We start from the raw sequence: 19,432 nt of genomic DNA on the forward strand, positions 1-19,432 counted from the left end.
GCCACGCCGGCGAATAGGCGCTGTCTACCGCGAGGGACAGCTCCATCTCACGCGCCGGCCACGACCGTCCGCCGTGTAGCCGAGTACCCGCCGGCGCAGTATGCCTCGCTTTGAGCCAGCGCGCGGAGGACGGCAGCCTGCCAACATCCCTGCCCGAAATAGCTCGCCTTGGCATCAGCGGCGCTGTGCAACGCGGTTGCGACCGTCTCGGCTGAAGGTGGAGGATTGGCGTTGTAGAAGCCCGCGCTGGTCTCTCCGATCAGTTCTTCGACCTCGGACTCCAACTGGAGGTTCACATCGACCCGGGCGAAATGATTCAACATGCGCGCCTTAAGCAGGTCGTCTCCGATAGCCGCACCCTCGTCGAACGCCAATGCAGCCCGTACGTAGCGCTCTCCAACATCCACCGCGACCTGAATAAACGGCGTTTCGGGCAGGCGATCGAAGTAGGGATGCAGAAGCGCCTCCTCCGCCGTGCCTCCGACTCCGGCACCCTTGGTTCTGTTGCAGGCGCCGCAGCAGGCCACAAGATTGGCCGGGAGCACGGCGAACTCCCTATACGCCGTCTTCGGCAGATGATGATCGAGCTCCCCGGGCCGCGCCCCGCCGCAGCTGGGACAGCGGTTCGCCATGAGCCGCTTGAGCTGCCCCCGGAGGTCGAAAAGGCGCCCGCCCTTATATGTCTGCTTGTATCCAGCTGCGATGGCCGAACCCCGTTCAGACCGCCAGTGAGGATCAGGCGCGACGAGATCTCCGCGGCCGCCCGCATCCGTATAGGCGCCGAAACGGGTCTGGAGGCGCGCGATCTCGTCGGCAGTCAACTCGGCGTCGGCGGACAGGCCGCTGTTGGTGGCCGACAGTCCGTCTGGAAAATCCTCTTCGCGAAAATCAACCGACCGCATTGTCGCGCCTCCCGAGGAATGAGACGATATGCGCCACCGCCTGGGTCGACAGACGTTCACCCAAGGCGTTCTCGACCGCTTCGACGCTGTTGAGTGCATTGGCCATGTCGTCCAGCATCTGGCGGTAGTCGGTCGCGCCGGTGTGAAGGCCGAAAATCTCGCGCGTTAGGGTTCCCGTGTTCTCACCGAAGGTCTGTACGCCCACCGGTCGGACCAACGGGCCGACGACGCCGTACTCCACAACCCTCACCTGGCTCGCGAGCACCTCCTGAGCCACCACGGGCGAGTGGGTGGCGATGACGCCGTAGGCGCCGAGCCTGTCGACGATACGACGGACCCCGGTCATGAGCGCAGCGAGAAGAGGAGGATGCAGATGCGTTTCCGGTTCGTCGATCAACGCCAGGCCCCGGCGCTTCAGGGTTGCGACGAGGCTGACGAGGACATGCAGCACAATCATATGCCCGCTCGAGAGGCTGATGAATGCGGCGACAGGATCCTGTCCGAGAAAGGCATTCAGACGGGCGAGTGGTGTCGGGAGGATCCCATTCGGGATCGGCGGTGCCAACCGGGCGAAAGAGTCTTCCCGAAACACCGGCGCAAGCGCCTGCGCCAGCAGCTCCAGCCGGTCCGACGACCTGACCTGATCGATACGCGCTGCAAACAGCTGCGCCTGAGCGCCGGGGCTGAGAAGTTTGGCGGGCTCGTCAGGATCCAGAAAGACCGACGCCAGATCGCGGGTCCCGCAGTAGGCATAGCGTCCGGAGCCATCCCGTAGTTGATCGGCGACCGCCTTCGGACTGTCACCCTGGAGGGCCGGGGGTTCGAATGTGTCGAAGGCGCTGTAGGAGACCGCCACAATGCTCGGAAATGCGGGCTGCCCTTCGAAGTGTCCGCTGTCGGCGACCGCGTCCCGCTCCTTAGGCGGCGTGTAGGCAACCCGAGCGAGGCCCGCGAGCAATTGGGTCTTGCCTACTCCATTGGCGCCGACGAGGACCATCATCCGTCGAGACGGCCCGACTTCGCCGTGCAGAGGCACGCGGGTAGCCGGCCGGAATGCGAACTCGATCATCTCCGCATCAGGTCCCGGTGCGAAGCTGAACGTGAAACCATTCGCATCCGGAGGCGGACCGCCCGCTTCGATGACGCCTCGCGCATCTTCGTAGAACGCATTGGGTTCAGCTTCATCGCGATGCAGGGAAACCCGAAGTCCCGGCTCGTCGATGAAGGGGGCCATCAGATCCGGATGCAGAGCGATGTCGCGCAGGTTCCGGAGGACTTCGCGCGCGTTCTGCTGCCCGAGTTCCACAAGAGCTACATAAAGATCCAGACTGTTTCCGCGGGAGATGCAGTCGTCAGGCAGTCGGCCCTCCGGCAATTCTCCGAGCGGCAAGGTGGTCTCGACCTCGCGCTGACCAATTCGAAGACTTTTGACAGATCCCATGTGGATGTGAGACCCCGCCGTCTGACGATAGAGGCCGTATACAGTTCGGTAGGAGTAGTCGTTCCAAGTGTTCTCGAGCAGGACCCAGACATCGTCGTAGGGCTCCCGGCGAGGGCTCCGCCCCGATTGCACGAATAGACGCATGTCGGCTCACAAACTCCGGCATCGCGAGCGCGGTAGCGCTGCAGCGAAAAACCTCAATATCATTATGAATCCGGATCGATCAGCCCGGTCCTGACGGCGACAGCAACCGCTTCAATCCGCGTCCTGACTCTAAGCTTTGCGCAGACCTTTTCAAGGTAGCTGTCTACCGTTCGCGGGGAGAGGCCGACAATGGCGCCGACGTCGGAAGAGCTCTTCCCGCGGCTGACCCATATCAGGCATTCGGATTCACGCGGGCTCAGGCCCGGTGCATCAAGACAATCATCATTCGGACGGACGCTCATCTTCACCTCCCCGAGTACGTCATTCCCGTAACGTGCGACTCATACGAACAGCAACGACAGTGAATTGCGGGCCGTCCGCCAGGTTTTTGCGGTAATCAGACTGCCCACATGCAGGACTTGCAGCGCCTTCACGCCGATCGTAGACGCATTGATGTCGGGCGCCGTGAGATAGGCGTGCAGCGGGAGCCGGGGTCCGCCTTCAAGGCGGAGGCGGCGCCGCAGGCTAAAGCAGCGGGCCTCTCGAACACGAGGATTCCAACGCCCGACCCCTCCCGCTTGCGCCCGGATTCGGATTGATTCATGCTGCCGCCGCCGACGCCTGCGTCGGTAGGGGCTTGGAATCCCCTGTGCGACATCCGACTTCGTCCCGCCGCCCTGCGTGCGGGCTCTGCGGCCCTTTGCAGCGTCGAGCGCGCGAGCGTGCTCGACGCTGCTCGTCCACGTTCCGGATTCCAAGGCTCTCGTTCTGAGGCCGGAGAGGCACGTGACCGAAGCGGAGCATATGGGAGCAGAGGCGGCCGATGACGGATTGAACCGTCTTTATCGGCGTTATGCGGCTTGGCTCAATCGACGCCTACGGGCTCGCATCGGCTCCGATGCGGCCGAAGACGTGGTGCAGGAGACCTATCTTCGGATCGCGCCGCACGCCGCGAACGACATCCGACACCCCAAGGCCTTCCTTCTCACAGTGGCCATGAATCTGGTGCGCGACGAGCATCGCCGGGAGGTCCGACGAAACCGCGCGCTGGAACTGCATCACCCTGCCGAGACCGAGAGCGCGCCGCAGATCGACCAGATCATGCTCGGCGAAATCATTACCGCCATGCCGCAACTCCATCGCGATGTCTTCGTCTTGAGCCGCTTTAGCGGTATGACTTATCAGGAGATCGCCCGGACCCTCGGCATCAGCGTCAAGACGGTGGAATGGCGGATGTCCAGGGCGCTCGAGTACTGCGCTTCCCGGTTGGACCTCTAGGCGAAGATTGATGACGATCGAAGCTGCCGAAAGCAGGCGCAAGCAAGCCGCGGACTGGTTCGCGCGGCTCAATCAGCGCCGAGTCACAGCCGACGACGTCAAGGCGTTCAGCGCCTGGCGTCGGGATCCCGAGAATGCGGCCGCCTATGCCGGTATCGAAGCCCTGTGGGACACCGCCGGAAACCTGACCGGCACGCCGACCATGGCCGCGCTGGTCGAAGACGCCCGGACACGCGCCGCCGGCCGTCCGAGCCGCGAGCGTCTCGTTGGGGTTCTCAAACCACTGGGTGCGGCCTGCGCCGCCCTGGTCGTGGCGGCGGGGCTCGGCTGGGTCTGGTTTCTCCAGCAGCCCCTCACCTACGCCACCGAGGTCGGGGAGCAACGGGTCGTGGTTCTCGACGATGGCTCCCGGGTCACCCTGGACACGGCGTCGAGCATCCGCGTCCGCTACACCGGAGAGCGCCGGTCCGTTTCTCTGACCGAAGGCCAGGCTCTGTTCGACGTTGAAGGCGATCCGGCGCGGCCGTTCGTCGTGACGGCCGGCGACGCAGAGGTCACGGCCCTGGGCACCCGTTTCGACGTACGCCGCCTGACGGATGGCGCGCGTGTAGTCCTTGTCGAGGGCCGTGTGGCGGTGCGGGACGCCGCAACGCCTGAAAGGACGTGGTCGCTGAACCCGGGCCAGCAGGTGGTCACCTCGGCCCCGCAGCCGGTCGTGGCGACCGTCAGCATACCCGTAGCGACCAGTTGGACGACCGGTCGGCTGATCTTCGAGGACACGCCCGTCGCGGTCGCCGTGGCCGAGGTCAACCGTTATACGCGCAACCCTATCGAGATCCGCGACGGCGGCGTCGCCGCCAACCGCGTCAGCGGCGCGTTCGACGCCGGAGACGTCGACGGCTTCGTCGCGGCGCTGACGGATCTCTATCCCCTCGAAATCCGGCGCGGCCCGGACGGCCGGATCGTCCTCGCCGGCGCTCCGTAGGAAAAATCTCCGCGCCGGTTAGGGTGTCCTCCGCAACGCACCGTCTCTTCCCCGCTCCGCAGTCAGGCGGATAAGACATCGGGGGAGTTCGATGAGACCGGAATTCACTTCAGCCGCCCTGGCGGCGCTCATGATGGCGGCGACGCCTGCAACGGCTCAGGTCGAAGCGACGCGCCGTTTCGACATCGCGTCGGGTCCGCTCGAACGGACGCTTCCGGCGTTCGCCAGGCTGAGCGGGCAGCAGATCCTCTACCCCAGCGCCCTTGTTGCCGGGCGGAGCTCCACGGCCGTGGCGGGCGAGTTCACGCCGGAAGCCGCGCTGGGTCTGCTCCTGCGGGACACGGGCCTGACCTACAGGCGGAGTCGACCGAACGTCTACGTCCTCGTCGATCCGAGCGCCCGTGCGGACGCCGAGGCAGAGGCGACGGTGCTGGACGAGATCGTCGTCACCGGCAGCTATCTGCGCGGCGCCGACAGCCCGTCGCCGGTGATCATGCTGACGCAGGACGACGTCGCGCGGAGCGGCCGGGCCACGGTGGCGGACGCCCTGGCCGCCCTGCCCCAGAACTTCACCGGAAGCGCCTTCGAGGGTTCGGCCGGAACCGGTGCGGACCGCTCGGGGCGCAATCTCGGCTATGCGACCGGCGTCAATCTGCGGGGTCTGGGCGCCGACGCCACCCTGGTCCTGGTCAACGGCCGTCGGATCGCCGGGACAGGCAGCGCGGGCGATTTCGCCGATGTGTCCAACCTGCCGTCCAGCGTCGTCCAGCGGGCGGACGTCCTGCTCGACGGGGCCTCGGCCCTCTACGGAGCCGACGCCGTAGGCGGCGTGGTCAACATCATCCTGAAATCCCGTTTCGACGGCGCGGAGAGCCGACTGCGGGTGGGCGGCACGAGCGACGGCGGCGCCGAGGAGGTAATCTTCTCCCATACCGGCGGTTTCAACTGGTCGAGCGGCAGTCTGGTGGCGTCCTACGAGGTCCACGACCGCGGCGAACTGCGGGCGGAGGACCGTCGCGCCACCCGGAGCGCCGACCTTCGTCCCCTGGGCGGATCGGATCGACGCTTGTTCCACGCCGCGCCCGGCAACATCATGTACTTCGATCCCGTCACCGGGTCCTTCGACCCGGTCTACGCCATCCCTAGAGGCCAGAACGGCGTAGGTCTGGCGCCGGGCGATTTCATCGCCGGAGAGGTCAATCTCACCAATCAGAACGAAGGCCAGTGGATGCTGCCGCACCAGCGTCGTCAGAGCGTGTTCGCGGCGGCGCGCCAGAACCTGCCCCGCGGGTTCAGCCTGGACGGTGATCTGCGCTACACCGAGCGGGACTACGTTCTGGCGACCCCGGCCGACATCGGCACGATTGTCGTGACGCCGGCCAACCCCTATTTCGCCTCCCCGACCGGAGAGACGATGCAGGAGATCGCCTATTCCTACATCAGGGATCTCGGCCCCGGTCGGTCGGACGGCCGGACCCGCAGCCTGGGCGGCGCCGCAGGCCTGGAGGGCCGGGTTCTCGGGTGGAACCTCGCCGCCTATGTGAGCGGGGCGCGCGAGGTCGGCGGCCGGACCCTGTCCAACCGTGTCCAAACCACCTATCTGGCCGAGGCCTTGGGAAGAACGCCGGACAATCCGACGACGCCCTTCAGCACCGCCGTGGACGGCTTCTTCAACCCTTACGGCGATCCTGCCGCAAACAGCGCTGCCGTCCTGGCCTTCATCGGTTCAGGCTACACCCGGGTCGAGAACGTCAGCACGGTCGGATCCTTCAACATCAAGATCGACGGCACGATCCTGGTTCTGCCCGGCGGACCGCTGCGGATGGCTGCTGGCGTCGACGTCCGGCGCGAACGCTTCGAGACCGAAGGCGAAAACTTCACGTCCGGTCAGACGCCTCGACTGACGGCGCCGACCGAATACGAGCGGGATGTCTCGGCCGCCTTCGTCGAGCTCCGTGCGCCGATCGTCGGCGCGGACAACGCCCGTCCGGGCATCGAGCGGCTGGAACTGTCCCTGGCCGCCCGCATCGAAGATCACCAAGGCGTCGGCCGGACCACCAACCCGAAGGTCGGCCTTCTCTACAGCCCGTCCTCGGACCTTCTGCTGCGCGCCAGCTACGGCACGTCCTTCCGCGCGCCGTCGCTGCGGGAACTCTACACCACCTATCAGCTCGGTCCGGCGTTTCTGAACCGAGACGGCGCCAATGTGCTCACGGTGATCCGGTACGGCGGGAATCCCGATCTGGATCCGGAAACGGCGGAATCGATGACGGCGGGCTTCGTCTGGACGCCGGCCGCAGCCGACGGCTTCAGGTTGGAGGCCGGGTGGTTCCGGACGCGCTTCGACGACCGCATCGGCAACCCGGTGTCGGAGAACGTCGCCGACGCCCTCAATGACGCCACCCTTGCGCCGTTCGTGCGGTTCGTGAACCCGGTTTCAAACGCCGAGGACAGGGCCCTGATCCAGTCGCTTCTGGATCATCCCGGAAACTTCAACCCCAACGTCTTCCCTGCAACGTCCTACGGCGCCGTTATCGACAATCGCTTCGTCAACGCCTCACGCCTTGAGGTCGAGGGCATCGACATCTCAGCGCGCTACGCCTTTGATCTGGGGCCGGGCGAGGCCTCCGTCGACGGCTCGATCACACGGCTGCTGCGATATGATCGGGAGCTGACTGAAACCTCGCCGACGGAAGCTCTGGTCGGAACGCCGAACTTCCCGGCGCGATGGCGGGGCCGGATCGGCGGCAGGTGGACAAGTGGTCCGGTCACCTTGGGCCTCACCGCCAACCATGTGAGCGGCGGTCGCGATCCTGTCGGCGGGCGCGTCATAGACGACTGGACCACTTTCGACGGACAGGCCCGCTACGACTTCGCCGAGGGCTGGGGCGAAGGGGTCTCGGTCACCCTGGACGTCATCAATCTGGCGAACAGCGAGCCGCCCTTCTACGATTCCCCTTCGGGCTACGGTTACGACGCCGCCAATACCGATATCTTCGGCCGCCGGATCTCCCTTCAGCTCATCAAGCGCTGGTAGGGCCGACATGCGATCGATGCTGCTCGGCGCAGTCTGCGCCCTCTCCGTCATGGCCGGAGCCGGTCCCGTGTGGGCCGATCCCCTCACCCTCGACACCCTTCTGGGCCTCGAGACCTTCGGTCGGATCGCCGTGGATCCGACCGGCAGCGTCGGCGTGTTCGAAGAACGGCGCGCTCGGAACGACCTTCCGCGCTTCGACCTCCAGGCGGAAGGCACGCTCTGGTACGCCAGGCTCCACCGCATCGACTTGGGGTGGTCCGGGGAGAGCCGCCCCCTCCTGCCGCAGGCGGACGACGCGGGGTATCGGATGGGCCCCTTCTCTCCGGGAGGAAGCCGTATCGTCGTCTACCGGCTGCAGGGGCTTTCGCTGCGCCTCGGACTGGTTGAGCTTGATACCGGCGCGGTGATCTGGACCGACGTCTCGCCGGAAAGCGGGGTCTGGGGGCGCGCCGTCGAATGGCTGTCGGAGGATACGCTCCTCGTCCTCGGCATGCCCGACGGCGGACTTCCGCCGCGTCTGGAACAGATGAACGCCCTGCAACAGCAGGCTCCGGCTCTCTGGGCGCGGGCCGCCTCCGGAGAAGCGGCGTACATCACGTCCGGCTCCGATGTTCCGCCTCCGCCGCCGCCCGCGCGTCGTCTCTGGCGGATCGACGCCCATACCGGCGCAGCCGAGTCGCTTTCAGAGGGGCCGTTCCTCGATTTCGAGGTCTCGCCGGACCGGAAACATGCAGCGCTCATCCAGGACGGTCCGATCCTGCCGCCTCCGGACGCCGACACGGCGACCGAATTGCGCCGGGCACGGACGTTGCGATTGGTGAACCTGGAGACCGGCGCGACGATCGATCCCCTCGAGGCTGTCGACATCTCGACGAGCCTGTTGTCGTGGGCGCCCGCCTCCGAAGCCCTGCTCGTCGCTGCCCTGGGCGACCGCCCTACCCTGCTTGCGGTCGCGCCCGACGGGACCACGCAGGATGTGACGCCCGAAGGCGTGTCACTCGACACGTCGGTGGACGTTTACGGCAGCCCCACGGTTCAGGGCGGCTGGTCTGGCGGCGCGCCGGTCGTCCTCGGCAGCCTCAAGGGAACCCGAGGATGGTTCCTGCAGGGCCCGGACGGCGCCGTTCCGCTCGAAGGCGTGAGCCGCGAGGCGCGCTTCACGGCGCAGGGCCGCTCATCGCTGCTGTTCGCCGACGGCGGCCGCATCCTCCGTGTCGGGCCCGACCGCCTCGCCCGCGACGCCGGCGCCGCGGCGACCGCAGTCCGCCCGGACGGGCCTTTCGGCCAGCGCAGCCGGTTTGATCCGATGAAGAGCGGAGAGGCGGTCGTCGCACCCGACGGAGACCGGCTGTGCCGGATCCGGGCGGATGATCCGCAGGCGGAGGCCTGCGTGCACGCCGTCCCGGGGGCCGCCGTTGGATGGGCGGGCGGCGCCGTTCTGGAACGGGGCACTGAAGGGCGGGGCCTCGACACCCTGACCCTGCGCACTGCCAACGGATCGCGGATCGTGAGCCACCTCAATCCTGAGCTTGAGGCCGTCGAACGGATCGAACCCCGCGAGGTCCGCGGGGCCTCGGGCGCAAGAGGTTGGCTCTATCTGCCGCAAAGGCCCGCCGCGATCCCGCCACCCGTGGTGGTCATTCCCTACCCCGGAAAGACCTTTCCCTCGCCGCCGGCCGCCATGGCTCCTGAGACCGCCAATCTGGTTCAGAACGGCGCGCTGCTCGTCGCGGACGGCTACGCCGTCCTCTATCCCGATCTTCCGGCGACGCCGGAGCCGGCGGACGGGTTGGCGGACCGGATCCTCGCAGTCGTCGATACAGCAGCCGACGAAGGCCAGGTCGATCCGCGCCGCATCGGCTTGTGGGGACACAGCTTCGGGGCCTGGACCGTCGTGATGAGCGCGACCCAGTCCTCCCGCTTCGGCGCTGTCGTCGCTCACAACGGCGCCTACCAGCTGTCTTCCGTCATCGGCGAGACCCCGTTGGCGGATCGGATGGCGGGCGCCAACGACGACATCAATATGAGCAACGCCCGCTGGTTGGAGACAGGCCAGGCGGGAATGCTGCGCGCCTATTGGAGCGATCCCGAACGCTACAGACGCAACAGTCCGTTCGAAGCGGCCGACCGGGTTACCGCGCCCATTCTGTTCGTCCACGGAGAGCAGGATATAGCCCCGGGTCAGGCCGAACCGATGTACGCGGCGCTTCGCCGTCTCAATCGCCCCGCCGCCCTCACCCTCCTGTTCGGCGAAGCGCACGGCATCCATGGCCCTGGAAACGCCCGCGTCTACTATGAGCAGGTGTTGAACTGGTTCGACCGTCATCTCAGGTCCGACAGCGACGCAGACGTTCCTTCCAACGGCGCAGCCAGGCTTCCGTGAGGGCCAGACCGAGCACCTTCTGGAAGCCGCCGCGCCAAAGAAGGGTTTCTCGGACGAGAAGTTCGTCGAGGCCGGGCCTTATCAGTCCGGCTTCGGCGAGCGCGCCGCCGAGCAGGTAGTCGCGCAGGAAGTCCAAACGGGCCGAGACGGCCTCGCCGTAGAAGACGCCCAGCTCGCCCTTCGACCGGCGGGCGATCAGAGACGCCGGCAGAACATCGGCGAAGGCCGCGCGGACGGCGGCCCTGTCGCGGCCGCCGCGGGTGAGCTCGGCGGCAGACCACGCCAGTCCCGCCTCCATCACCGGCTGGCTCAGCAGCGGATTGAGGCAGGGCCCGCGCCGGCTCCGTCCGGCGGGTCCCTGAAAGGTCTGGCAAAAGGCCAGGGCCGATATCTGCAGCGCTTTGGCGGGCGGAACGCCGTGCAGATCGGTCAGCCAGGGATGGTCCCAGGTCGCGCGGTTTCTGCGGTGATCACGCCAGGCGCTCCACCAGGCGTGCGGCCAGACCGAGCGTCGCGTCCACCGCGCTGTCCGGTGGATGACGGACACACGGGCGCGCAGCCCGCGTTCCCGCATCTCGTCCAGGGCGATCAGCGGGGTGGGCATCTGGAAGAAGACGGCGTCACCGCCCTGGCCGGTCAGGGAGCCCCAGGCGCCGGTCGCCTCGATCCGCGCCGCGATGTCGTCGTTGTAGGTGAGATCCAGGTCGTTGATGGCGGGCCGGAACCCCTCCGCCGTCCGGGCCAGCCTTGCCTCATCGATTAGAAGGTCGTCGCGCCGGACTTCGGTGAGGCTGAAGCCGAGCCGGTCGCCGACGGCTCGGGCGTAGCCCCGCTCGTCGCCCTCGGGCTGATCCACGTAATGATTGACCCATGCGGTGACGCGACGGCGTTGATCGGCGTGCAGAGCCGCAGCCACGATGGCCGAATCCAGACCGCCGGAGAGCTCCGCGACCCACAGGCGGTCGCCGGCTGCCGCCCGCACCGCCCGCTCCACCGTCTGTCGCAGCGGCGGCGGCGCGCTTCTGCGTCCCGCCCGATAGACCGCGGCGGGTGTCCAGATCTGCTTCGAGCATGTCCCGTTCGCGGTCCACGTGCGGAGTTCACCTGCGGCGATCGGGGTCAGGCCGCGCAGCGCCGGTCTATGGCGGAACTCCCCTGGGCGTTCGACCAGGGCGGCGACGCCCTCCGGGTCAATGTCCATAGTTTCAGGAAACAGGGAATCGAGGACGGCGTCTGCACCGCCGGCGATCAGAGTGACGCCGGACCTGCGCCAGGTCATCACCTCCAAGGCGCCGGACGGATCGCGCAGGACGGCGACGCCGTCGCCCGTTCTGCGGACCAGCACATACCGTCCCCACACCGAGCGGACGAGCGTGTGCGCCCTGGGGGCGTCCAGGCAGCGGCAGCCCAGCGCGCGCCGGTCCTCCGTGGGCAGGGGCCGCCCGTCCCCATCGAACACCTCTCCGATCAGGACCCCGTGGCCGTCGAAAGCCGGGGTGATCTCCAGCCGCCCCTGTGTGGGGGCGTAGACCCGGATGAAGGGATGATCGACCCGGCAGGACCAGCCCGCCCGCGACAGGTGCCCCCGCACCGGCGCCGTCAGGGCCGAAAGCGCTGCGGGATGGTCGCCGACAAGGATGACGGCCGAGTCCGCGCTCATGGTCAGATCACCATGATGGGACGGTAGATGGTCAGGGTCTCCGGGACCTGACTGACGCAGACGTCTCCCACCTGAAGCCAGCAATGCGCCAGAAAGGGCCAGGTCCGGACGCCGAACACCCAGTCGGCGTCGAGGCCGGCAGCGTTCAGAAACCGCAAAAGGAGCTCCGCCTGCAGGAGACAGGCGCCCGTCCAGGGCACCAGCGGAAGAAGCCGGTTGAAGACCTCAACCCTGGCCGCGATGGCCGCTAGGTCGTCCTGACGCCCGCAGCGGCCCTGCACCCGCCGTGCGAGATCGTAGAGCGTCGGGCACACCCGCGCGGCGTCGAGCCAAATCACGGAGAAGGTCGCCAGATCGCGGAAGGTCGGACGCACTGTATCGGGAAGGGTCAACGCCGTCCGGGGAAGCGCGGGCGGAACCTCACGGTGCGGGGCCGGCGTCCTCTCGGAGTGAAGGAGTTCCTCCGCCGCAAGCCGAAGAAGCGTCTCCATCGGACCGCGGACCACAGCGCCGGAGATCTTCAACGGACCGCATTCGGGAAGGCAGAGGTAGTCGTCGGCGGCCAGATCCAGAAGGATGAGGTCCCGTCCGGCCCGGACCGCATGAATGCCCGGAGCGAGCTGCGCCTGCCGGTCGGCCGCGCCGTCATCCTGTAAGCGTGTGCGCATCGTCCGTTCTCCAGGGTCTTCCGGCGGCGTCGAGGAGGCGGCCGGGGGCCGGACCGCATCGACACTTCGTCGGGGGATCGGGCCGCCGTCGCCGGCGGCCCTTCCGTCCTTATTCGGGCGGCATGTCCCACTTGCGGTGGGAGTTCAGCTCGAAGAACTCCCCGTCGGTAGCCGCGCGCGTCAGTCGACGCGCCCGGCCCAGGCGCAGCAGGCGGGTTCCGGTCGGGATCGTCATGATCCGTCTCCCGTTCTGTCGGCGAAGGCCTCTGATCATGAACACCCGGGCGAGGCCGTTGACCGGGCGTCCCGCCGCCTGGAAGGCGGCCGCGGCGTCATTCGCCCGGAGGGATGTCGTATTCCCGGGGGGAGTTCAGCTCCAGGTAGGTGGCGTCGTTCACGGCGCGGGTGAGCCGGCGTGCGGCGCCCAGGCGGACAAGGCGGGGGGTGTGTCGGGCAGTCATGGTCGTCTCCATTTCCGAAGGTCGACAGGAACATCGACGACGGACCATCAGCGCCCGAACCGAAATCGATTCAAACTCTATTCGTCGTATATTCGGGCGGCGCCGGGTCCATGCGCCTGAGGCGCGCGGCCAGACCGACGGATGCGAGACGCCATCGATCGTAATAGGCCTTAACGCCGTCGTCTCCCGAAGTCGCTGAACAGAGGTCCGTCGGACCATGCAGACGCCTCATCGGATCGAGCTGCCGGCGGACGCGTTGGTAGCTTTCCGCAAGCGGCAGGTTGGCGCAGCCTTCCATGAGGCTGAGCATCCAAGCCTCGATCACCATGTCGGATCCGGGAGCGGGGACGGGGTCCGCAGAGGCTTTCGCCGCCAGGCGGACATGGACCTCCTCGAGGTCGAGAAGACCGAGGATGTCCTCCTGGGGGGCGCTGCGCGTGAAATAGCCGAAGCCGCGGCGATCCTCGATCAGACCCTCTCCACACAGACGCGACAACGCCTCGCGCACCGGCGAAGCGCTCAGCTTGAGCGCGGTCGCGATGTCCGCGACCGGCAGGTGCCGACCGGGCGCCAGCCCCTGGTCGAGCGCCGCACGAAGGCTTCCCAGAGCCGTTCCGAACGGGTCGCGCGTTCTCATGGCCCGTCGCGTCCATCAGGGGGTCTCCAACGGACATGCGACAACATTCCGCGCGCCTCCCGCAGGTCTGCGGTTGCAGATTTACGGCAGGTCCGTTTCGGGCCGTGAGAGCTATACTGTCGTCCGCAAGTTATTTGCGCCATGACCGCAGATTTTATGACGTTGTTCTTTATGGACTTTCATTTGGCGCAAGCCTGGGGCATTTTTCAACCGGCAGGGGCGTCAGGGGCCGGACGACTCTTAGGCCCATCATCGAGGGGATGACCGGGAGATGGAGACAGAGCAGCATCCGTCGCCGAATGCGGTCCTCTCCGCGAGCCTGCGACTGATCCGCTCACACCGGCGCCTGCGCGCCGCCGACGTGGCTCAGGGCATGAACATGGCGCTCCGGTCGTACGAACATTTCGAGGCCGGAGCGGGCCGCATCAATCTCGAGCGCATCCACCGCTTCGCCGACGTCACCGACAGCGACCCTCACGCCATCATCTCCGCGCTCTCGCTCGGTTCTCCCGCCTTCGCCCTGCGGTCCGCCGACAACAAGCTGGCGACCATCCTCATGGTCGTGCTGCAGGAGTTCGACGAGGAGATCGGCGACGCCATGGCCGAGCTCGATGGGCGGACGATCATCAACACCTTCACCCGGGCTTTGAAGGACCTGGCAGGTCTTGCCGTCGCCCGGGACGCCCACGCCGAAGCCTGGCTTGAAGAGCGGCGGCGCCGCCTCGTGACCCCCAGATCGGATGATCCGTCCGCCGACGACGAGAGCCGCTGATCGCCGCTCAGCCCTCCCCGCCGTAGGTCTGCGGTCGTCGACCTCCGGTCGGCTCCATACGGCATTGCCTCTTCAGATCCCGGCCGGCCCGATTCCGCGCATGACATCGACCCTGTATACAAACAGTCCGAGCGGCCTGGATCGTCTCTCGTCGCGTCAGGCCGAATGCCTCGACCTGGCCGCAACGGGGCTGACGTCGACGGCGATTGCCGCTCGTCTGGGCCTGTCCTCCCGCACCATCGACGAACATCTCACGGGCGCCTGCCGGGCGCTCGGCGTGCGCACACGGATCCAGGCCGTCGCTCTGCTTGCGCTCGGAGAGCGCCGGGCGCGGGAGAGGCGCAGCTTCCTACCGTAGATCTCCCCCGGTGAGCCCGCGGGTCGCGGGGACACCCCGGATGAGGTGAGCTCGTGGGGTCTTCAGCGGAGCGATCTCCATGCTCGATCTCGCGATCATTCTCAGTCTGGCTCAGACCTGCGCCCCGACCACAGCCCCGGAGACGCTTGCGGCGATCGCCTATGTCGAAAGCCGTTTCGATCCCTTGGCCATCGGGGTGAACCGCGGCCCGCGTCCGTCGCGGCGGCCGCGGGACCGCCCCGACGCCGTGCGGATCGCCCGCGGACTTCTGGCTCGCGGCGCCGACCTTGATCTCGGCGTCGGCCAGATCAACAGCGGCAATCTCGCCTGGTTGGGCCTCAGCGTCGAGGACGTCTTCGACCCGTGCCGCAACCTGGCCGCCTCGGCGAAGGTCCTCCGGACAGGCTACCGCCCTTCAGGCCACCGCCCGGATCAAAGGCAGGCGGCGCTGCGGGCCGCTCTGTCCCGATACAACACCGGCCATCCCGAGCGGGGTTTCCGCAACGGCTACGTCGGCCGCGTGGAGGCCGCCGCCGTCCGCCTCTCCCTCACCCTCCCCGCGCCTGACGCGACGGTCCGGACGCAGCCCGTTCCGATCACCGCCGAAGGCCCGCCCCCGCCCTGGGACATCTTCGCCCGCGCGCGCGGCGCGCGCGTCGCCACTTTCAAAGCCCCTCCCTTCCGGAGTTCCCTGTCATGACCCGACCTCTCTCACGACTGCGCCGCCGGGCGGCGGCCGCGACGGTCGCCGGCGCCGCGAGCCTTGCGGGCGCCGGACCGGCTTTCGCCTCCGCCAACGTCGAAGGGCTCCTCCAGAACGTGGTGGACATGCTGACCGGCAACACCGCCCGCCTCCTCGCTGTACTGGCGGTGGTGATCGTGGGCGTGCTGTGGATGTTCGGCCTGTTCGATCTGCGCCGGGCCGCCATCGTCGTCCTGGGCATCGTGGTGGTCTTCGGCGCGGCCGAGATCGTCAACCTCATCACCGGGGGCGGCTGATGTCGGCCGCCTGGATCGCCCTGCCCGCAACCGTATGCGTCGGCCTGGTCGTCATGATGTGGCGGCGGTTGATCACTCCGGGTCGCTTCGCTCAGTACGCGGGCGGGCTCGGGTTCGGCACGCTCCTCATCGCCGCGGCGAACGGCGCGTTCGGAGGCGGTCATGGCTGAAGAACGACTGATCGAAGACCCGCTCTTCCTGGCCTGCACGCGGCCGGCCATGGTCATGGGCGTGCCGATGGAGGCTATGGGCGTCAACGTCATCCTTTCGGGCGTCGTCTTTCTGGTCGGCGGCAGCCTTCTCCACCTCCTCATCGCACCGGCTCTGCACCTGGTGTTCCGCGCCGTCTGCAGGACGGATCACAACGCCTTCCGTCTGCTCTTCGCCTATGTCGACACCAAGGGCCGGGCCCGCAACGGAGCGACCTGGGGCGGCTCTTCGCCGACGCCTCTGCCGCTGGTGCGCCGCGCCTCGGCCCGAGATCTGCGTCATGGCTGAAGACTCTGGCTCCCTGCAGCGGATGAGGCGCGAACCGGAGGTCCGTGCGGCCCTGCCGTACGCCCGCCATGCCGCCGACGGGATCGTGGCCCTGGACAGCGGCGCCCTGATGCTCTGCCTGAAGCTGGACGGCGCGCCCTTCGAGACGGTCGACGCCCGCGACCTCAACGACCGGCACATCAAGCTCAATCAGACCTGGCGCAACCTGGCCGACGATCGGCTGTCCGTCTGGCACCACGTCGTCCGTCGGCCGATCCGAACCGTACCAGCGACGGGGCACGTCTCGGACTTCGCACGCGAACTGTCGGCCGCCTATGACGCCCGGCTCGCCACGCAGCCTCTGTTCGTCAACGAGCTCTACGTCACCCTTGTGCTTCATCCGGGACGTGAGGCGGGGGAACGCGCGGGCGTCCTGATGCGGCGCCTCCGCGCCGCACGGCGCGGCGGAACCGAAGTCGATGCGGGTCTGCTGAAACGCCTGGAGGACGCGGGCCGCGACCTGATGCAGTTCCTCGCCCCCTACGGGCCGCGGCGCCTCGGCCTCTATGAGCATGGCGGGTTGTGGTTCTCCGAACCGCTTGAGATGATCCGGCTGATCCTGACGGGCCGCACCGAGCGGGTCCCGCTAACCTGCGGCCGGCTCGGCGACGCCGCCTATACGTCGCGGATCATCTTCGGACGAGAGACGCTGGAGCTGCGCGATGCAGCCGATACGCGCTTCGCCGGCGTCCTGGCTGTCAAAGAGTATCCGTCCGTCACCCGGCCCGGCCTGTGGGACGGTCTGCTCGACGCGCGCTTCCCCTTCGTCGCCACCCAGTCCTTCGCCTTCCTGTCCAAGCCCGCAGCCCGCGCCGTCATGGAGCGGAAACAGAACCAGATGGTCTCGTCACGGGACCGGGCAGCCTCCCAGATCGACGGACTGACCGCGGCCCTGGACGATCTGATCAGCAACCGCTTCGTCATGGGCGAACATCACGCCTCGGTGCTGGTCCACGGCGAGGATCAGACCGCCCTGGCCGATCATCTGGCGAAGGCGCGCAGCGTCCTGGCCGACAGCGGCCTCGTGGTCGCCCGCGAGGACCTCGGGCTGGAAGCCGCCTTCTGGGCCCAGTTTCCGGGTAATTTCAGCAGACGCACACGCCCCGCCGTCGTGACCTCGCGCAATTTCTCGGCGCTCGCGCCCTTCCACGCCCATCCGGTCGGACGGCGCTCGGGCCATCACTGGGGCGACGCCCTGGCGGTGCTGAAGACCACGGCTGCTTCGCCCTATCACCTGAACCTGCACGTCGGCGACCTGGGGCACACCTTCATCTGCGGTCCCTCCGGCTCGGGCAAGACCGTAGTTCAGAACTTCATTCTGGCTCAGTTCGAACGGTTCGGCGCCCAGCAGATCTTCATCGACAAGGATCGCGGCGCCGAGATATTCGTGCGTGCCTCCGGCGGCGTCTACCTTGCCCTGCAGGCCGGCGAGCCGACCGGCTTCGCTCCGTTCAAGGCGTTGGAGCCCTCTCCCGCAAACCGCGCCTTCCTCGCGCGTCTGGTTCGCGCCCTGGTGGAGCGTCCCGACGACCCGCTGACCGTGACACAGGCGCGCGCCATCGACGACGGCGTCCGGGCGCTCGAAGCCCTGCCCGAAGCTCAGCGGTCGCTCTCGGCCTTGAGGAGCCTGCTGGGCCAGGGCGATGCGGGCGGGATCGGGGCCCGGCTCGAACGCTGGATGAGAGGCGGACCGCTCGGGTGGGTACTCGACAATCCTGAGGACGCCATCTCCCTGGACGCCCGCCTGATCGGGTTCGACATCACCACCATTCTCGATGACGTTGAGGTCCGCGCCCCGGTGATGCTCTATCTGCTGCACCGGATCGGCGCACGGGCGGACGGCCGCCGCCTGGTGCTGGACATCGACGAGTTCTGGAAGGCGCTGGGCGATCCGACCTTCACAGATATGATCCGGGACGGCCTGAAGACCTGGCGCAAGCAGAACGCGTTGATGATGTTCGGCACCCAGTCGCCGTCGGATGCGCTCGCCTCGTCGATCGCCCCGGCCATCCTCGAGCAGTGCGCGACCCGGATCTTCCTGCCCAACGCCCACGGGCGGGCCCGCGACTATGTCGACGGCTTCGGCCTAAGCGAGACCGAGTTCCGCCTGATCCGGGATGAACTGACGCCGGAATCCCATCGCTTTCTGGTCAAGCAGGGGCACGCCGGCGTCGTGGTCGAACTCGACCTCACCGGCATGGATGACGCCCTGGCGGTCCTGTCCGGCCGGGCCGAGACCGTCGCCCTTCTCGACCGTCTCCGGGCCGAGCACGGCGACGCCTATGCGCAATGGCGCGATGTCTTTCACGAGCAGAGGAGACTTCCATGATCCGCCGCATCCTCGGCGCGGCTTCGGCCGCCGCCGCCCTCCTGACCGCCGCGGACGGGGTCCGGGCCCAGCAGATCGTCCACGATCCGACGTCCTACGCCCAGCTGGTGCGCGAGGCGCGGACCGCCCTGGACCAGCTCGAGCAGCTGCGCGAACAGGTCCGTCAGGGCCGGGCGCTGTTCGAGAGCCTGAACGACCTGTCCGACGTCAACCGGTTGGCATCGGAGCTCGGGCTTCCCGAGGTGCGCAATCCGCTTCCCGACCTGCGAGCGTTGCGGAGCGCGGCCGAAGGCGATCTGTCGGCCCTCGGCGCCCTGGCCGAACGGGCCGACGCCATCCGCGCCGGAACCCGGGTCTACGCACCCCCGCCCGGGGAGGTCCCCGAGACCGAGCGCTATTATCATGAGGCCCTGGAGCGGGCCGGAGCGCGCACCGCCCGCGATCTCGCCGTCGGCGAGGCCGTCGGTCAGGCGGCCGACCGACGGCTTGAAGGGCTGGAAGCCCTGCGCCGGGCGCTCGACACGGCGCCCAACGCCCGGGCGGTGATGGATCTGGAGGCGCGTCTCGCCGCCGAACAGGCTCTGATCCAGAACGAGCAGGTCCGGCTTCAGGGGCTGGCTCTGACCCAGGCCGCCGAGGCGCGGCTGGAGGAGCAGCGCGCCCGCGAACGCGCCGCCGTGGCCCGGGACGCCCGGCTGGCCGCCTACAGAGAGACGATGCGGTGAAGGCCGTGCTGATCCTTACCGCGGCCCTGGGGCTCGGTGCATATTCGGGCACGGGTGGTCCTGCCGGGCGTTTCGCCGCCGACCGACCGGCGGCCGAGGCCGCGGTGGCCGCATGC

The 19,432-nt window shown here is 67.9% G+C and carries 20 protein-coding genes; 12 read left to right on the top strand and 8 right to left on the bottom strand.

The genetic code is table 11. From position 1 onward, the window contains the following. Window positions 1-47: 47 nt before the first annotated feature. The 3 genes from ACI2KI_RS03100 to ACI2KI_RS03110 form a co-directional block, all read right to left on the bottom strand. Window positions 48-902 carry a hypothetical protein gene (locus ACI2KI_RS03100; RefSeq protein WP_404617627.1) on the bottom strand — a complete coding sequence of 285 codons (855 nt, stop codon included), beginning with the start codon at window positions 900-902 and terminating at the stop codon, window positions 48-50. Next, entirely contained in the window at window positions 889-2,487 is a 1,599-nt protein-coding gene (locus ACI2KI_RS03105; RefSeq protein WP_404617629.1) for an AAA family ATPase, read from the bottom strand. The genes ACI2KI_RS03100 and ACI2KI_RS03105 overlap by 14 nt, the downstream gene beginning before the upstream one ends. Window positions 2,488-2,549: 62 nt before the next feature. Further along, entirely contained in the window at window positions 2,550-2,789 is a 240-nt protein-coding gene (locus ACI2KI_RS03110; protein ID WP_404617631.1) for a helix-turn-helix transcriptional regulator, read from the bottom strand. 484 nt (window positions 2,790-3,273) lie between these two features. Here ACI2KI_RS03110 and ACI2KI_RS03115 point away from each other — a divergent pair, with 484 nt between their 5' ends. The 4 genes from ACI2KI_RS03115 (at window position 3,274) to ACI2KI_RS03130 (ending at window position 10,170) form a co-directional block, all read left to right on the top strand. Next, window positions 3,274-3,765, top strand: a complete 492-nt coding sequence (locus ACI2KI_RS03115; RefSeq protein WP_404617633.1) for an RNA polymerase sigma factor — start codon at window positions 3,274-3,276, stop codon at window positions 3,763-3,765. A 10-nt stretch (window positions 3,766-3,775) separates the two neighbouring features. Then, on the top strand, window positions 3,776-4,750 hold the full coding sequence (locus ACI2KI_RS03120; protein ID WP_404617635.1) for a FecR family protein: 975 nt from the start codon (window positions 3,776-3,778) through the stop codon (window positions 4,748-4,750). 91 nt (window positions 4,751-4,841) lie between these two features. Beyond that, the gene (locus ACI2KI_RS03125; protein ID WP_404617637.1) at window positions 4,842-7,787 is read left to right on the top strand and encodes a TonB-dependent receptor domain-containing protein; all 2,946 of its coding nucleotides are present in this window, start codon (window positions 4,842-4,844) and stop codon (window positions 7,785-7,787) included. A 7-nt stretch (window positions 7,788-7,794) separates the two neighbouring features. Next, on the top strand, window positions 7,795-10,170 hold the full coding sequence (locus ACI2KI_RS03130; RefSeq protein ID WP_404617639.1) for a prolyl oligopeptidase family serine peptidase: 2,376 nt from the start codon (window positions 7,795-7,797) through the stop codon (window positions 10,168-10,170). Here ACI2KI_RS03130 and ACI2KI_RS03135 read toward each other — a convergent pair. The 5 genes from ACI2KI_RS03135 to ACI2KI_RS03155 all read right to left on the bottom strand — a co-directional run bounded on the left by ACI2KI_RS03135 (window position 10,115) and on the right by ACI2KI_RS03155 (window position 13,596). Beyond that, window positions 10,115-11,830, bottom strand: a complete 1,716-nt coding sequence (locus ACI2KI_RS03135; protein ID WP_404617641.1) for an asparagine synthase-related protein — start codon at window positions 11,828-11,830, stop codon at window positions 10,115-10,117. The two genes, ACI2KI_RS03130 and ACI2KI_RS03135, sit on opposite strands and share 56 nt — an antisense overlap. Before the next feature lie 2 nt (window positions 11,831-11,832). After that, a complete protein-coding gene (locus ACI2KI_RS03140) occupies window positions 11,833-12,498 on the bottom strand; it encodes a lasso peptide biosynthesis B2 protein (protein ID WP_404617643.1) in 666 nt (221 codons plus the stop codon). Window positions 12,499-12,607: 109 nt separating this feature from the next. Further along, a complete protein-coding gene (locus ACI2KI_RS03145) occupies window positions 12,608-12,733 on the bottom strand; it encodes a hypothetical protein (RefSeq protein WP_404617645.1) in 126 nt (41 codons plus the stop codon). Window positions 12,734-12,830: 97 nt separating this feature from the next. Continuing rightward, window positions 12,831-12,959 carry a hypothetical protein gene (locus ACI2KI_RS03150; RefSeq protein ID WP_404617647.1) on the bottom strand — a complete coding sequence of 43 codons (129 nt, stop codon included), beginning with the start codon at window positions 12,957-12,959 and terminating at the stop codon, window positions 12,831-12,833. A gap of 70 nt (window positions 12,960-13,029) precedes the next feature. After that, window positions 13,030-13,596: a GntR family transcriptional regulator gene (locus ACI2KI_RS03155; protein WP_404617649.1), complete on the bottom strand. Its 567-nt coding sequence runs from the start codon at window positions 13,594-13,596 to the stop codon at window positions 13,030-13,032. 271 nt (window positions 13,597-13,867) lie between these two features. Here ACI2KI_RS03155 and ACI2KI_RS03160 point away from each other — a divergent pair, with 271 nt between their 5' ends. The 8 genes from ACI2KI_RS03160 to ACI2KI_RS03195 all read left to right on the top strand — a co-directional run bounded on the left by ACI2KI_RS03160 (window position 13,868) and on the right by ACI2KI_RS03195 (window position 19,316). Next, on the top strand, window positions 13,868-14,368 hold the full coding sequence (locus tag ACI2KI_RS03160) for an XRE family transcriptional regulator (RefSeq protein ID WP_404617651.1): 501 nt from the start codon (window positions 13,868-13,870) through the stop codon (window positions 14,366-14,368). A gap of 100 nt (window positions 14,369-14,468) precedes the next feature. Continuing rightward, window positions 14,469-14,726 (top strand): helix-turn-helix transcriptional regulator, encoded by a 258-nt coding sequence (locus ACI2KI_RS03165; protein WP_404617653.1) that lies wholly within the window; start codon window positions 14,469-14,471, stop codon window positions 14,724-14,726. Between the two features lie 79 nt (window positions 14,727-14,805). After that, entirely contained in the window at window positions 14,806-15,426 is a 621-nt protein-coding gene (locus ACI2KI_RS03170; protein WP_404617655.1) for a lytic transglycosylase domain-containing protein, read from the top strand. Continuing rightward, a complete protein-coding gene (locus tag ACI2KI_RS03175; protein WP_404617657.1) occupies window positions 15,423-15,725 on the top strand; it encodes a TrbC/VirB2 family protein in 303 nt (100 codons plus the stop codon). The genes ACI2KI_RS03170 and ACI2KI_RS03175 overlap by 4 nt, the downstream gene beginning before the upstream one ends. Next, a complete protein-coding gene (locus ACI2KI_RS03180; RefSeq protein WP_404617659.1) occupies window positions 15,725-15,895 on the top strand; it encodes a hypothetical protein in 171 nt (56 codons plus the stop codon). Before ACI2KI_RS03175 ends, ACI2KI_RS03180 begins: the two co-directional genes overlap by 1 nt. Beyond that, window positions 15,888-16,223, top strand: a complete 336-nt coding sequence (locus ACI2KI_RS03185) for a type IV secretion system protein VirB3 (RefSeq protein WP_404617661.1) — start codon at window positions 15,888-15,890, stop codon at window positions 16,221-16,223. The genes ACI2KI_RS03180 and ACI2KI_RS03185 overlap by 8 nt, the downstream gene beginning before the upstream one ends. Beyond that, window positions 16,216-18,591, top strand: a complete 2,376-nt coding sequence (locus ACI2KI_RS03190) for a VirB4 family type IV secretion/conjugal transfer ATPase (RefSeq protein ID WP_404617663.1) — start codon at window positions 16,216-16,218, stop codon at window positions 18,589-18,591. Before ACI2KI_RS03185 ends, ACI2KI_RS03190 begins: the two co-directional genes overlap by 8 nt. Then, window positions 18,588-19,316 carry a type IV secretion system protein gene (locus ACI2KI_RS03195; protein WP_404617665.1) on the top strand — a complete coding sequence of 243 codons (729 nt, stop codon included), beginning with the start codon at window positions 18,588-18,590 and terminating at the stop codon, window positions 19,314-19,316. Before ACI2KI_RS03190 ends, ACI2KI_RS03195 begins: the two co-directional genes overlap by 4 nt. Window positions 19,317-19,432: the final 116 nt, after the last annotated feature.

It is taken from the genome of Brevundimonas sp. NPDC046655, from assembly GCF_044901625.1.
Lineage (GTDB): Bacteria > Pseudomonadota > Alphaproteobacteria > Caulobacterales > Caulobacteraceae > Brevundimonas.